Origin of the sequence: Acidovorax sp. (assembly GCF_027492855.1) — a bacterium.
GTDB lineage: Bacteria > Pseudomonadota > Gammaproteobacteria > Burkholderiales > Burkholderiaceae_C > Acidovorax.
The window spans coordinates 36,733-50,856 of the sequence record NZ_JAPUDY010000008.1 but is presented as its reverse complement, the minus strand read 5'-3'; the positions used below and the strand labels follow the sequence as shown (position 1 = coordinate 50,856).

The window sequence follows — 14,124 nt, the reverse complement described above, 5'->3', positions numbered from 1 at the left end:
ATGAAGCCTCCACGCCCGGAGCGCAAATAGGACTGGACTCCTCGTGGTGGGGGTTCGGTGGTCTCCATGGTGGATTGGCGCTGAGCTTGTTGACAGCCGCGATGCGTGACAGATCACCGGGGCGCGTATTGCAGCAGTTCAGTCTCGGGGCGATTCCGACATGCCCTGCGCAAGCCATTCATGCTGGACGTATCGGAGTCTTCTGCGGGAAAAACAGTGTCCTGGCTGGACGCGAACGCAACCGAAGAAAGTCGCGTTGCTCTATCGGCCAGCGCGTTATTCGCTGTCCCTGGCCCAGAGAGCGGGAAGGCCATCGCGCCACGGATGCCCGTTGTGCCACCCCCATCGCAGTGCCCGGTTTTCACAGTACCCAACGAATTCGTGCCGTTTGCACGCCACACCGAGATCCGGCCCGTAGGCAAGGTTCGACCGTTCAGCGGCGCCGTTGAACCCGAACTTATCGCTTGGCTGCGCTTGGTCGATGACGACCTCCCGCCCGATGACGCCCGGCTGATTGTGCTGATGGACGGGCTTGCGCCGTCTTACGCAGCGGTACTCCATGCGCCCGTGGCCCTGCCTACCGTCACGTTCACTGTGACGCCGGGCAGCGGTCTGGCCCTGGCTTCGTCGCCCTGGGTGCTGCTGCACGCGCGCACTGATGTTTGCCGAAGGGACGGCTGGTTGTTGGAGCGCCTGGACGCGTGGACACCCGATGGCGCGCACCTCGGTTCGGCCGAGCAGTTGCGGGTCGTTATGAGCAGAACCTGAAACCACTGAGTCACGCAAGGAGAATACCCATGGACAGCTACATCATCGGCGCAGCGCGCACGCCGCGCGGTAAGGGCAAGATCGGTAAGGGCGCGCTGACCGGCGTTCACCCGCAGGAACTGCTCGCGAGCGTTCTGAGGGCGCTGCCCGACAAAGCTGGTTTCGACGTGCGCGATGTGGACGACGCTGTGATCGGTGCCGTCTCCCAGATCGGAGCGCAGGGAGCGAACATTGCACGTAACGCGGTGCTGGCCGCTGGGTGGCCGCAGGAGATTGGCGGCGTCTCGCTGAATCGCTTCTGTGGCTCGGGCTTGCAGGCTATTCATTTCGCGGCCATGGGTGTAGCCTCCGGCGCGCAACAACTGGTGGTGGCGGGCGGTGTGGAGAGCATGTCGCAGTTCGGCCTAGGCGCCGACGGCGGCGGCCAGGATGGCGGCAACATCAAGTTGCGCGAGCGCGTGTTCCAGGTACCGCAGGGCATAAGTGCCGACCTCATTGCCACCCTGGAGGGCTTTAGCCGGGAAGAACTCGACGCCTGGGCATTGCGCTCGCAGCGCCGTGCCACACTCGCCATAGAAGAGGGGCGCTTCGCTCTCTCGCTCGTTCCCGTCCATGATCCGCTGACGGGAACTTTGTTGCTGGCGCGCGATGAGTTTCCGCGCCCGGATAGCACGGCGCAAGGGCTGGCGGCGCTACCGGCTTCCTTCGTGGCGCTGGGCGGGGCGGCTGTCGGTGCGAGGGGCGAAACCCTCGACCAGATTGCCCTGGCCGCCTACCCGCAGGCGCAGACGATTCACCACGTTCACACGGCGGGCAATTCCAGCGGCATCGTCGATGGGGCGGCTGCCGTCGCCGTGGCATCAAGTGACTACGTCAAGGCCCACGGCCTGCGGCCGCGCGCCCGCATCCGCGCCGTATCCTCCATCGGCAGCGAACCGCTGATCATGCTGACGGCGCCTGCGGCGGCGAGCGAGAAGGCGCTGAAGGCGGCAAACCTGCAGGCCGGTGACATCGATCTGTGGGAAATCAACGAAGCCTTCGCTGGCATCGTGCTGCAGACAGTGCGCCGGCTCGGCATCGATCCAGACCGCGTGAACGTCAATGGTGGCGCTATTGCTCTGGGCCACCCGCTGGGAGCCACGGGTGCCATCTTGATCGGCACGGTGCTCGACGAACTGGAACGCCGCAATGCATCGACCGCCGTGGTCGCCATGTGCATTGGCGGCGGCCAAGGGGTCGCTACGGTCATCGAGCGTATGTAGTTCTAGACAGCGGCCCACGGCACCACAAACCCATCCAGCGAAGAGCGCCGTTCTCGGCGTTTTGGTTTGCCTTGCCGCTGGAGTGGCTGATTGTGGGCTACGTGATCTGGTGGCTGGGCGTCTGCGCGCCGTCGATACTCTGAAGAGCGGCTGTCTCTGGTGGCCGCGCTGAAACCCGAAACAACTTTGGGGATCAAGCCTTCAGCTTGAGCAGATACACCATCACCCGTGCGGTGGTCAGGTCCAGCTCCATGAACTCCGTCAAATCCTTGCCGGTGAGCCAGGAGGGCTCCCACCGATTTTGCTTGAGCGTGCGCGACCAGGACTCGTGCTGGGTGGCCGCTTCGACGGCCGCCGCCATCTCTGCCATGCGTGCGGGCGTGATGCCCTTGCCTGTGAACACGCCGCGCCAGTTGGCCATGACGGCGTCCAGACCTTGTTCGCGGAACGAGGGCAGGCCAAAGGCGCTGCGGCGGGATGACACGCCAATGGCCCGCAGCTTGCCCGCCGCAATGGCATCGCTGAACTCGCTGTAGCCCGACAAGCCCATGGCGGCGCTGCCGGATGTGATGGCTTCGACCACATCTGCGCCGCCTGGGAACGGCTTGTACACCAGGTTTTCGGTGCTGGCCTTGGTGGCGCGGGCCAGCACACCCGCAAAAATATGGTCCACGCCGCCAGCCGACCCTCCGGCCACGGGCACGGCCTTCAGGTCTGCCCGCATGGCGGCGGCGAGGTCCTTGGTGTTCTTGATGGGCGACTTGGCCGCCACGGCAGCCACCAGGTAGTCGCTGGTCAGGCGCGCAATGGGCTGTATCTGGCTCATGTCTACAGCGGGTTTTTGCAGCGCCACCGCTCCCACCATCACCATGCCGCCCATCAGCAAGGTGTTGGCATCATTGCCATATTTCTCCGCATATTTGGCCAGGCCGATGGTGCCGCCCTTGCCGCCAATGTTCTCGTACTCCACTTGGTCGGCCGCGCCCACGGCGGTCAGCGCGGCGCCCAATGCCCGGCCGGTCTGGTCCCAGCCGCCGCCAGGGTTGGCGGGGATCACGATGCGCAGCGTGGAGGCGAGCTTTGGGGCTTTGGCGGGTGCGTTGCGCGCTGCCGCCTGGGCCCAGGCGGAGGTGGTCAATGGGGCAACACCGAGCGCACCGATGGTTGCGCGGGCAAGAATTTGGCGGCGGTTGATGGGGGTCATGCGGTGGCGGAAAGAATGGGAAGGCAGATCGTTGCGATGGCCTGTGCTGCTATGCAAAAAGGGGCAAGCCCTTGTGCTGGAGATTGCCGAACTGCACCGCAATCTCTTTGTGCCATATGGCAATGGTCGCTACCCAAACTGTCAGTCCGCTGTCGGTAGCATCGGGGAAAACGCGGGGTGGTGGTGGTGTCTGCTTGCCGCCTCTGCCATGAAAAACGCCCTGCGCCGCAGTTGCGGGGCAGGGCGTTGATGGCCTGCGGCCTGGGCAGGCCGCAGTGCTGAGGTGCCGTTTACAGCGAGTCGATGAAGCTGCGCAGCTTGTCCGAACGGCTGGGGTGCTTCAACTTGCGCAGCGCCTTGGCTTCGATCTGGCGGATGCGTTCGCGCGTTACGTCGAACTGCTTGCCCACTTCTTCCAGCGTGTGGTCGCTGGTCATCTCGATGCCGAAGCGCATGCGCAGCACCTTGGCTTCGCGCGGCGTGAGGCCGTCGAGGATGTCCTTGACCACGTCGCGCAGGCCGGCCTGCATGGCGGCTTCGATGGGGGCGGTGTTGGCGCCGTCCTCGATGAAGTCGCCCAGATGGCTGTCGTCGTCGTCGCCGATGGGGGTTTCCATCGAGATCGGCTCCTTGGCGATCTTCATGATCTTGCGGATCTTGTCCTCGGGAATCTCCATCTTGGCCGCCAGGATGGACGCATCGGGCTCGAAGCCGAACTCTTGCAAGTGCTGGCGGCTGATGCGGTTCATCTTGTTGATCGTCTCGATCATGTGCACCGGGATACGGATGGTGCGCGCCTGGTCGGCGATCGAGCGGGTGATGGCCTGGCGAATCCACCAGGTGGCGTAAGTCGAGAACTTGTAGCCACGGCGGTATTCGAACTTGTCCACCGCCTTCATCAGGCCGATGTTGCCTTCCTGGATCAGGTCCAGGAACTGCAGGCCGCGGTTGGTGTACTTCTTGGCGATGGAGATCACGAGGCGCAGGTTGGCCTCGATCATTTCCTTCTTGGCATCGCGCGAGGTGGCTTCACCTTCGTTCATGCGCTTGTTGATGCCCTTGAGCTCGGTCAGCGGAACGACCACGCGCGACTGCAGGTCCATCAGTTTTTGTTGCAGGTCCTGGATCGGGGGAATGTTGCGCCCGATCACGACCGACCAGGACTTGCCCGCAGCGGCCTGCTTTTCGACCCACTGCAGGTTCAGCAGATTGGGCGGGAAGTCCTTGATGAAGGTTTCCTGCGGCATGCCGCACTTGTCCACGATGATGCGGCGCAGCTCGCGCTCCTTCTTGCGCACGTCGTCCACCTGGCCGCGCACCATGTCGCACAGCTTCTCGATGGTCTTGGCGGTGAAGCGGATGGTCATCAGCTCGGCCGACAGGGCGTTCTGCGCCTTCACATAGGCAGGCGTGCCATAGCCTTCCTTGTCGTAGACCTTGTGCACTTTTTCAAACAGCTCGCGCAGCTTGTCAAAGCGCTCCAGCGCCTGCTTCTTGAGTTCCTCGAGCTTCTTGGTCAGCGCCTTGCTGCCGCCCTTGCCGTCGTCGTCATCGGCTTCGTCGAATTCGTCGAAGTCTTCTTCGGCCACATAGTCGTCGGCCTCGTTGGGGTTGGAGAAGCCGTCCACGATGGTCGAGATGACGACCTTGCCTTCGCGGATTTCTTCGCCCATGTTCAGGATTTCGGCGATGGTGGCGGGCGATGCACTGATCGCCTCCATCATGGCCATCAAGCCGCCTTCAATGCGCTTGGCGATTTCGATTTCGCCTTCGCGTGTGAGCAGCTCCACCGTGCCCATTTCGCGCATGTACATGCGCACGGGGTCGGTGGTGCGGCCGAATTCCGAGTCCACGGTGGACAGGGCGGCTTCGGCGGCTTCTTCGGCTTCTTCTTCGGTGGCGCCTGCGGGGGCGTTGTCGGTGATGATCAGCGCCTCGGCGTCGGGCGTCTGTTCGTACACGGCCACGCCCAGGTCGTTCAGCGTGGTGATGACGGCTTCAAGGGTTTCGGCATCGACCAGCTTGTCGGGCAAGTGGTCGTTGATTTCAACGTGTGTGAGGTAGCCGCGCGTCTTGCCCAGCTTGATCAGGGCTTTCAGGCGCTGGCGGCGCTTTTGCATGTCTTCTTCGGATAGGACGGTTTCGTCCAGGCCGAACTCCTTCATCAAGGCGCGTTCCTTGGCCTTGCTGATTTTCATGCGCAGCGGCTTGACCTTTTCGACGGCGGCGACCGTTTCAGTGGTCTCCTCGACTTCGCCTTCCAGGTCCGATTCGATGTCGGACAGGTCGGTGTCATCGCTGTTGTCGTCGCCAGCAGAAGCCTTGGGCTTGCGGCCACGCTTGGCGGGGGCCTTGGCTTCAGCGGCGCCTGCGGCCTTGGCAGGGCGGCCGGGGCGCTTCTTGGGGGTTTCTTCTTCGTCGGCGGCAGCGGCGACAGCCTTGGCGCGGGCAGGTTTTTTCTTCAGCAGCTCATCGGCGGCTTTGATCAGCTCGGCGGTACTTTTCACGGGCACGGTTTTGACTTTCTTGGCCGCTGGGGCAGGCGCGGGCGCGGACTTTTTGGCCGCAGCCTTTGCAGGTGCCTTGGCAGCAGTGGTGGAAACAGCCTTGGCGGCAGTGCCTGGAGCAGACTTGGGCGGCTTCGCGGACTTTTGAGCGGGCATGGAACAACCTCAAAATCAAAAACGGACACAAAGAAATCGCAAGCGCCACAGATCCCGGCGCGGGTGGCAACGCGAAGCTGAAAACAGGCTTCGCGTTTTGAGGGGAGGCCCTCAGCGGCAAGATGTCTGGGCGATCATTTGGTGTGCAGTCCTTGCGATAAGTGGGCCCATACACGCAGTAGTGCGCGTTTGTCACGGTGGCCCGGCTCGGAGGTGCTGCTGTCGCTCTTGCCAATAACTAACCCTACATTATACCGTCGGCGCGAATTTCAAGCGGCTTTGGCCCCCGCGCCCTGTAAAGCGTTGCGCTTTTGTTCCAGCACGCGGTAGCGCTCCAGCGCCGTGGGGTCTTGCGCCACCTGCAAGACGAGCAGCTTTTGCTGCTCCTTGATGTCTTCGATCTGCATGCGGTTGAGCAGGTCGCGCAGCTCCAGCCGCAGTTCCTGCAGGTCGCCCTCCGTCTGGGCGTGGGAGCCGGTCATCACCTTGACGGCCAGGGCCTCGCATTCGTGCTCGCGCAGGTTTTCGCGCAGCACGGCCCAGGCCAGTGGGCCCTGTTCGTGGAACAGCGCCTCCAGCCAGGTGAACAGCGGGCCGTGGGGCGATGGCTGGGCGCATAGGGTGGCGTGGTCGTCATGGGTCAGCTCTTCCAAAAACGCCATGTGCGACAGCAGCAGCCGGGCTGCGTGGTCCGCGCGGCTGGCCGCCGGAGTGCGCGGCAGGCGCGGCTGGGGTGGCCAGGGGGCGTCTTTGTCGCGTTTTTTCCAGCCGCCGCCGCTTTTCCAGTCGCCTCCCTTGCGAAACGAAGAGGAGCTTGGGCCGCTGTAGTGCTGCTCATAGCCACCACCGGGGGGCTCGCTGGCAGAGGGCCAGTGGTCCCCATCCGGGGGGCTGTTGTGGTCCCAGGCGGGGGCGTCGTCCGGGTGAGGCTGGGGGCGGGCGTTTTGGCGCTGGGGGTTGCCCGCGTGGGCCGGCCGTGCGCCCTCGCGGGCCGAGCCCTGGCTCCACAGGTCCGACAGATCCCGTGCATCGAGCTGGGTTTGCTCGGCCAGCTCGCTCAGCAGTTGACGCTTGAGAACGCCGTCCGGCAGGGCTGTCCACAAGGGGCGGGCGTTGCTGGCCATGTGGGCGCGGCCCTCGGCAGTGGAGAGGTCGCAGCCCTCGCTGGCGGCATCGACGAGGAAGCGGCTCAGCGGCACGGCATCACCGACCTGCTGGGCAAAGGCGTCGGCGCCGTGGGCGCGGATGAAGCTGTCGGGGTCGTGCTCTGCGGGCAGAAACAAGAACTTGATGCTGCGCGTGTCGGTGGCGTGGGGCAGGGCGCCGTCGAGTGCCTTGCGGGCGGCGCGCCGCCCGGCGTTGTCGCCGTCGAAGCTGAAAACCACCGCGTCGGTAAAACGCAGCAGTTTTTGCACATGTTCGGGCGTGCAGGCCGTGCCCAGCGTGGCCACCGCGTTCGGAAACCCGAGCTGCGCCAGCGCCACCACGTCCATATAACCCTCGGTGACCAGGGCGTAGCCTGCCTCGCGGACGGCGGTGCGGGCCTCGAACAGGCCATACAGCTCGCGCCCCTTGTGGAAGACCGGTGTTTCAGGCGAATTGAGGTACTTGGGTTTTTCGTCGCCCAGCACCCGCCCGCCAAAGCCGATGCATTCGCCTTTGACGTTGCGGATGGGGAACATGACCCGTTCGCGAAAGCGGTCATAGCGCTTGCCGCCGTCCTCGTCATTCGCGATGACCAGCCCGCTTTCTTCGAGCAGCGGGTCGTCGTACTGAGGGAACACGCTGGCCAGGCTGCGCCAGCCCTCGGGCGCATAACCCAGGCCGTAGCGCTTGGCCACGGTGCCCGAAACGCCCCGGCCCTTGAAGTATTGGATGGCCCGCTGCGACTCGCGCAACTGGCGGCGGTAGGCATCTGCCGCTTTTTCGAGCACATCGCTCAGCGTGGCCTGCTTTTGGCGGGCGGCGGCGGCTCGTTCGCGCTCCTGGGGGGAGACGTCGTCGTCAGGGACTTGCAATCCCACACCCTGGGCCAGGTCTTGCACGGCCTCGACAAAGCCCATGCCTGCGTGCTCCATCAGAAAGCTGATGGCGTTGCCATTTTTTCCGCAGCCAAAGCAGTGATAGAACTGTTTGGCGGGGCTGACGCTGAACGAAGGGGACTTTTCGCCGTGGAAGGGGCACAACCCCATGAAATTGGCGCCGCCTTTCTTGAGCTGCACGTAGCGGCCCACGATGTCAACCACGTCGACACGGGCAAGCAGCTCCTGAATGAAAGACTGAGGGATCGTCACGCGGTGTATTGTCCGCGTAAACTGTTCGTTACTAGATATTGCAGGATGGGCGTTCGGCATGGCATTCATGGCGTGGCGACAGGCAGCGGGTATTGGGGCGCAGCGGAAGTGGCGTGGCGGTGTGGCTGCGGTTCTGCTGGCGATGGCCCTGGGGATGTTGTTGGTGCCCCGCCTGGCGCAGGCAACCACGGTTTTGCGGGTGCTGTCATGGCCTGGGTATGCCGACCCTGACGTGGTCGCTGTTTTCGAGAAGCGCCATGGGGTCAAGGTCGAGATCACCACGGTGGCGTCCGATGAGGTTCTGCGGGCCCAATTGGCCAGCCCCAACGGCGCCGGGTTTGATCTGGTGGCCGCCAACACCGCTGAAATTGCTCGGTTGGTGGGTCAGGACATGCTGGTCCCGCTCGCCGTTGGAAACATCCCGAACGCCGCACGCCAACTGCCTCGGTTTCGCCAACTGCAATCCATCGCGGGCATCACCCAGCGTGGCGAGGTGTATGCGATGCCTTACACGTACTCCGAGATGGGACTGGTGTACGACCGCCAGCAGTTCAGCACGCCGCCGCAGTCGATTGCCGCGCTGTGGGACCCGCGCTGGCAGGGCAAGGTGTTGATGTTTGATGGCAGCAGCCACGGGTTTTCGCTGGCCGCCATGTACCGGGGCCTGGCGCCGTTTCGCATCGATGACGCTCGTTTCAGCCCGCTGGCCAAAGACCTGGTGGCCCTGCGCCGCAACGTTCGCTCGTTCTACAGCCTGCCCGAGGAATCGGTGGAGCTGTTTCGCAAGCACAAGGTGGCCGTGATGCACGCCAACTACGGCCAGCAGCAGCTCAAGCAGTTGCGTGATGCGGGGCTGGACGTGGGCTATGTGGTGCCCAAAGAGGGCGCGCTAGCATGGCTCGATTGCTGGGCCATTACCCGCCGTTCCACCAAGGTGGCCCTGGCCACGGAGTGGATCAACTACATGCTCGACCCGGCTGTGAGCCGCGAGTTCACGCGGCGCCAGGGGCTGGCCAATACGCTGGATGAGCCGCCCGCGCTGTCGGGTGATGTTCCCATGGGGCCCATCATCTGGCTGGAGCCGGTGGAGAACGAAGCCCGGCGCGCGCAGTTGTGGCAGCGCATTGTGTCGGGCGACCGGCCCGAAAGGTTCTGACGGATGAAGAACGGGATGCGCATGAAATGGGGCATGGCGCTGCGCCTGGGGGCGTTGCTGGCTTCGTTCAGTGTTTTTGCCGCCATTCTTGCCAGTTACTACACCTTTGATTCGAGCCGGGAGCGCTTGCAGGGTCGGGCGGAGAGCTCCCTGATGGCCACCACGCAGGTGCTTGCGCGCCACATGCAGGCCGGCTTTGGCACGGTGGCGATCGACACTTCATTTTTGGCCAACGTGGCGGCGGTGGAGCTGGACCGGGAGCACTTGGCCGCAGTGTTCAAGGCCCGCCTGGCGGCCCATCCCAGCTACCTGCAGGTGCGTTTGATCAGTGCGGACGACCATGGGCTGGAGTTGGTGCGCATCGATCGCCGAGACGGTGTGCCGGTGCGCATAGGCGACGAGGCCCTTCAGGAAAAAGCGCATTTCCCGTTCGTTTTCGAAGCGCTGGGGCTGGCGGTAGGCCAGGTGTATGTGTCTGAATTCGGTATCAACCACGAAGGCGCGTCCGAGGAGGACGCCTTGCCGGTGTTCAACATGGCATCCCCCGTGGTGCAGGACGGGCGGGTGCGGGCGGTGGTGGTGGTGCGCGTGGCGGCAGAGCCGTTTTTGAAGAACTTCAAAGCCGCGCTCCCTGCGACCTACCAGTTTTTCCTTAGCAACCGGTGGGGCGACTTTCTGGTGCACCCCGACGTGGCCCAGACCTTTGGTTTTGACCGGGGGCAGCGCATCTTGATCCAGGACGCGTTTGCCCCGGTGACTGCGCTGGTCCAGGGGCACGTGCAAGAGGTAGTGCACAGCCAGTCGGGCCCCGAGGACGAGGATGCCCGTGTTTTTTCGTTTGTCCGCATGCCTTTTGGCAGCGAGGACGAAGGGCGTTTCATGGTGGTGGGCCTCTCGCAGCCCTTGGCGGCCGTGCAGGGCGAGGTGGTGGAGCTGGGCCGCAGCATCCTCAAAATTTTGCTGGTGCTCTGTTTGGTGGGGGTGGCCTTGGCCGCCTGGGTGTCGCGTGTGGTGACCCAGCCTTTGCAGGCGATGGCGGCGGCTACACAGGCGTTTTCGCGGGGGGTTTCGCATGGAGCGCTGCCCGTGCAGCGAAAGGATGAAGTGGGCGAGCTGGCCCGCAGCTTCCACGACATGGAGCAGCAGATCAGCCGCCAGATCACCGAGCTGAACGCCAGCCGCGACGCCATGGCCCATCTTGCGCACCACGATGCGCTCACCGGCCTGCCCAACCGCCGCATGTTCGAGCAGCGCCTGACGCAGGTGCTTGAAATCTCTCGCCGCAGTGGCCGGGGCTGTGTCCTGCTGTTTGTGGATCTGGACGATTTCAAGGCCATCAACGACTCGCATGGCCATGCCATGGGCGACCTGGTACTGCAGGCCGTGGCCCGCACCATCACCGGGGCCGTGCGCCAGGTCGACTCCGTGGCCCGGCTCGCGGGCGACGAATTTACCGTGTTGTGTGAGAACGTGGACTCCGAAGAAATTGCGCTGCAGATCGCCGCCAAGCTGGAGCAGGCCTTTGCGCCACCGCTTGACATCGACGGCCAGCCCTTTGCGGTGCGCGCCAGCGTGGGCATGAGCCTGTTTCCGCGCGATGCCCAGGATGCCGGCAAGCTGCTGGCCAGCGCCGACGCGGCGATGTACCGTGTCAAACAAAGCCACCGGCGAAGGGTTTGAGTCAGCCTGCGGCCGTAGGCTGCGTTCCGTGTCCCGTTCATCCCAACCCGCGACCCGTTGCCCATGACCTCCATCTTTGACCAGCACCTGCCCCGCACCGAAGCCAACTTCGCCGCCCTGTCTCCGCTGTCGTTCATCGAACGCACAGCCGAGGTCTACCCCGACCGCCTGGCCATCGTGCATGGCGCGCTGCGCCAGACCTGGGCGCAGACCTACACCCGCTGCCGCCAGCTCGCCAGCGCCCTGGTGCAGGCAGGCATTGGCAAGAACGACACCGTGGCCGTGATGCTGCCCAACACCCCGCCCATGGTGGAGGCGCACTTTGGCGTGCCCATGGCGGGTGCTGTGCTCAACACCCTGAACACCCGGCTTGATGCCGAGGCGATTGCCTTCATGCTCGACCACGGCGAGGCCAAGGCAGTGATCGTGGACCCAGAATTCACCGGCACCATGGCCAAGGCACTGGCCCTGCGCACCGCCGCCACGCCCATCCGCGTGATCGAGGTGCAAGACGCGCTTTATGGCCCTGCCGTGCAAAGCCTGGGCGGCACCAACTACGAGGATTTTTTGGCCACGGGCGATGCAGCGTTTGCCTGGAGCCTGCCCGCCGACGAGTGGGATGCGATTGCACTCAACTACACATCCGGCACCACCGGCAACCCCAAGGGCGTGGTCTACCACCACCGGGGCGCGGCCACCAATGCCATCAGCAACGTGCTCGAGTGGGACATGCCCAAGCACGCGGTGTATCTGTGGACGTTGCCCATGTTCCACTGCAATGGCTGGTGTTTTCCGTGGACCATCGCGGCCCGCGCGGCGGTCAACGTGTGCCTGCGACGTGTGGACGCGCAGGCCATCTTCGACGCTATCCGCCAGCACGGCGTCACCCACTACTGCGGTGCGCCCATCGTGCACGGCCTGCTGGTCAACGCGCCCGACGCGATGAAGGCCAACGTGCCCGCAGGCATCAAGGCCATGGTGGCGGGCGCTGCGCCCCCGGCGTCGATGATCGAAGGCATGGAGAAGATGGGCTTCGATTTGACCCATGTTTATGGCCTGACCGAGGTGTATGGCCCCGCCACCGTGTGCGCCAAACACGCGGCCTGGGACACACTCGACATCGGCGAGCGCGCCCGCCTCAACGCGCGCCAGGGCGTGCGCTACCACCTGGAGCGCGACGTACGCGTGCTCGACCCCGAGACCATGCTGCCCGTGCCGCAGGACGGCGAAACCATGGGCGAGATCATGTTCAAGGGCAACATCGCCATGAAGGGTTACTTGAAGAACCCCAAGGCCACCGAAGAAGCCTTTGCAGGCGGCTGGTTCCACAGCGGCGACCTGGCCGTGCAGTACCCCGACGGCTACATCAAGATCAAGGACCGCAGCAAAGACATCATCATCTCGGGCGGCGAGAACATCTCGTCCATCGAGGTGGAAGACGTGCTCTACCGCCACTCCGACGTGCTGGCCGCAGCCGTGGTCGCCAAGCCCGATGCGAAGTGGGGCGAGACGCCTTGTGCGTTTGTGGAGCTGAAAGCCGGTGCCCAGACCACGCCCGAAGACATCGTGGCGCACTGCAAAAAACACCTCGCAGGCTTCAAGGTGCCGCGCGCCGTGGTGTTTGGCGAGCTGCCCAAAACCAGCACGGGCAAGATCCAGAAGTTCGAGCTGCGCAAGCTGGCAGGGTCCGCGGCGGCTATCAGCGTTTGATGCGAAAGCGCCCTCATGCCCTTCATTCCAATGCACAAAGAAAACTGCGCACACTGAGCTGGCCGAAGCGCTGAGCGGGGCGTTGACGGGCTCTGCCCGAAAGGTTGTGTGGCACGATTGTTTTGCTATATTTATGATAGCTGATGCCGCTTGCTAATCAAGCGCTAGGACCGTATTTCCAAACCTTAGCCCCGCAAAAGCCGTGCACGCTGAGCCTGGCGAAGCGTCGCGCAAGGCTTAGGCAGGCGCAGCCCGAACGGCTGTGTTGTTTGGTTGTTTGCTATATTTACGATAGCATTTGACGCTTTTAAATAAAGCGCTGGAGCCGTATTTAATCCAAAAAAGAACCAGCACAGCGCTGGCTCAGGTGCATGTCAGCGCTCCTGCGCTTCCACCTCCCGCCAGGCCCGCGCCGATACGCCCAGCTTTTGCGCAAACACCCGCGACAGTGCCGAAGGGTTGGCATAGCCCAGCTCGTGGGCAATCGACTTGAGCGAGCGGCCGCTCTTGAGGTGTGACTGCGCCAGCGTCAGCCGCCAGTGCGCCAGGTAATCCGCCGGGGTGTCGCCCACTACCGCTTTGAAGCGTGCGGCAAACGCGCTGCGCGACATGCCCGCCTGCTGCGCCATCTGTGCCAGGCTCCAGGCTTGGCCCGGTGCCTCGTGCAAGGCCGTCAGCGCGCGCGCCAGCGACGGATCGGCCAGGCCCGTGAGCAGGCCGGGTGGCATCCGCGCCTGCTGCGGGTGGTCCAGCAGCCAGCGCAGCAGTTGCAGCAGCACCACCTCGAACAGCCGGTCCGCCAGCACACGGTGGCCGCAGCGCAGGCGGTCGGTTTCGGCAAACAGCAGCGCCAGGGACTGCTCCAGCCCATCCACCCCACTCAGGGGCAGCACCACCAGCGGCGGCAGGGCGCGGGCCAGCGGGTGGCTGCTGCCGCCGTCAAAGTCCAGCGCAGCGCAGGTGAAGTCCGAGCCCTCGGCGGGGGCGTTGTGAAAAAAATGCCCCAGCGGGCGGGGGTAGAACAACAGGCTGGGCTCAGTCACCTCCAGCCGCTCGGGCGGGCCGGCCTGCGGCTGGTGGGTCACCACCATCTCGCCGCGCCGCAGCACATGCAAAAAACCCCGCCCTGGCACGGCCGCAAAGTGCGTCACGCCACACAGCGGGCCGGTGTGAAACAAATGCGCCCGCACCCGAAAGCGCTCCAGCAGCGACGACAGGCGGTCAAACGGGGTTGATGTGGGTGTGACCGGTGGGGAAGGGCTGTCTGCGGCTTTCATACGGGCTTTGGATGATTTGGTATGAATGGTGGATTATTGGTGCCCAATGGTATCGACTATCGGCAGACACTGCCCATGTGCTGTGAAGCGCACCGGCGCCTGCCAGTGGC

General features: G+C 64.2%; 9 protein-coding genes. 5 read left to right on the top strand and 4 right to left on the bottom strand.

What is annotated here, in order from left to right; translation table 11 throughout:
- Nucleotides 1-180 precede the first annotated feature (180 nt).
- Complete coding sequence (locus Q0105_RS01125) at nucleotides 181-768, top strand: hypothetical protein (protein WP_366145898.1); 588 nt, start codon at nucleotides 181-183, stop codon at nucleotides 766-768.
- 23 nt (nucleotides 769-791) lie between these two features.
- Complete coding sequence (locus Q0105_RS01120) at nucleotides 792-2,030, top strand: acetyl-CoA C-acetyltransferase (RefSeq protein WP_366145903.1); 1,239 nt, start codon at nucleotides 792-794, stop codon at nucleotides 2,028-2,030.
- A 193-nt stretch (nucleotides 2,031-2,223) separates the two neighbouring features.
- Here the strand turns inward: Q0105_RS01120 and Q0105_RS01115 are convergent, their stop codons facing one another.
- The 3 genes from Q0105_RS01115 to dnaG form a co-directional block, all read right to left on the bottom strand.
- Nucleotides 2,224-3,234, bottom strand: a complete 1,011-nt coding sequence (locus tag Q0105_RS01115; RefSeq protein ID WP_298207859.1) for a tripartite tricarboxylate transporter substrate binding protein — start codon at nucleotides 3,232-3,234, stop codon at nucleotides 2,224-2,226.
- A gap of 290 nt (nucleotides 3,235-3,524) precedes the next feature.
- On the bottom strand, nucleotides 3,525-5,897 hold the full coding sequence (rpoD, locus tag Q0105_RS01110) for an RNA polymerase sigma factor RpoD (RefSeq protein WP_298207857.1): 2,373 nt from the start codon (nucleotides 5,895-5,897) through the stop codon (nucleotides 3,525-3,527).
- 269 nt (nucleotides 5,898-6,166) lie between these two features.
- Nucleotides 6,167-8,191 carry a DNA primase gene (dnaG, locus tag Q0105_RS01105; protein ID WP_298207854.1) on the bottom strand — a complete coding sequence of 675 codons (2,025 nt, stop codon included), beginning with the start codon at nucleotides 8,189-8,191 and terminating at the stop codon, nucleotides 6,167-6,169.
- A 142-nt stretch (nucleotides 8,192-8,333) separates the two neighbouring features.
- On the opposite strand from dnaG, the gene Q0105_RS01100 reads away from it, so the two are divergent.
- The 3 genes from Q0105_RS01100 (at nucleotide 8,334) to Q0105_RS01090 (ending at nucleotide 12,737) form a co-directional block, all read left to right on the top strand.
- Complete coding sequence (locus tag Q0105_RS01100) at nucleotides 8,334-9,347, top strand: extracellular solute-binding protein (protein WP_298208387.1); 1,014 nt, start codon at nucleotides 8,334-8,336, stop codon at nucleotides 9,345-9,347.
- Between the two features lie 15 nt (nucleotides 9,348-9,362).
- A complete protein-coding gene (locus Q0105_RS01095) occupies nucleotides 9,363-11,027 on the top strand; it encodes a diguanylate cyclase (RefSeq protein ID WP_298207852.1) in 1,665 nt (554 codons plus the stop codon).
- A 63-nt stretch (nucleotides 11,028-11,090) separates the two neighbouring features.
- Nucleotides 11,091-12,737, top strand: coding sequence for an acyl-CoA synthetase (locus tag Q0105_RS01090; protein WP_298207850.1), 1,647 nt, complete (start codon nucleotides 11,091-11,093; stop codon nucleotides 12,735-12,737).
- A 374-nt stretch (nucleotides 12,738-13,111) separates the two neighbouring features.
- On the opposite strand, the gene Q0105_RS01085 is transcribed toward Q0105_RS01090, so the two are convergent.
- Complete coding sequence (locus Q0105_RS01085) at nucleotides 13,112-14,014, bottom strand: AraC family transcriptional regulator (RefSeq protein WP_298207848.1); 903 nt, start codon at nucleotides 14,012-14,014, stop codon at nucleotides 13,112-13,114.
- Nucleotides 14,015-14,124 lie beyond the last annotated feature (110 nt).

Bases quoted from the DNA above. Each gene is read 5' to 3' on its own strand.
- Q0105_RS01085 (WP_298207848.1), bottom strand. From the start codon at position 14,014: ATGAAAGCCGCAGACAGCCCTTCCCCACCGGTCACACCCACATCAACC.
- Q0105_RS01115 (WP_298207859.1), bottom strand. From the start codon at position 3,234: ATGACCCCCATCAACCGCCGCCAAATTCTTGCCCGCGCAACCATCGGT.
- Q0105_RS01095 (WP_298207852.1), top strand. From the start codon at position 9,363: ATGCGCATGAAATGGGGCATGGCGCTGCGCCTGGGGGCGTTGCTGGCT.
- Q0105_RS01125 (WP_366145898.1), top strand. From the start codon at position 181: ATGCTGGACGTATCGGAGTCTTCTGCGGGAAAAACAGTGTCCTGGCTG.
- Q0105_RS01100 (WP_298208387.1), top strand. From the start codon at position 8,334: ATGGCCCTGGGGATGTTGTTGGTGCCCCGCCTGGCGCAGGCAACCACG.
- rpoD (WP_298207857.1), bottom strand. From the start codon at position 5,897: ATGCCCGCTCAAAAGTCCGCGAAGCCGCCCAAGTCTGCTCCAGGCACT.
- Q0105_RS01090 (WP_298207850.1), top strand. From the start codon at position 11,091: ATGACCTCCATCTTTGACCAGCACCTGCCCCGCACCGAAGCCAACTTC.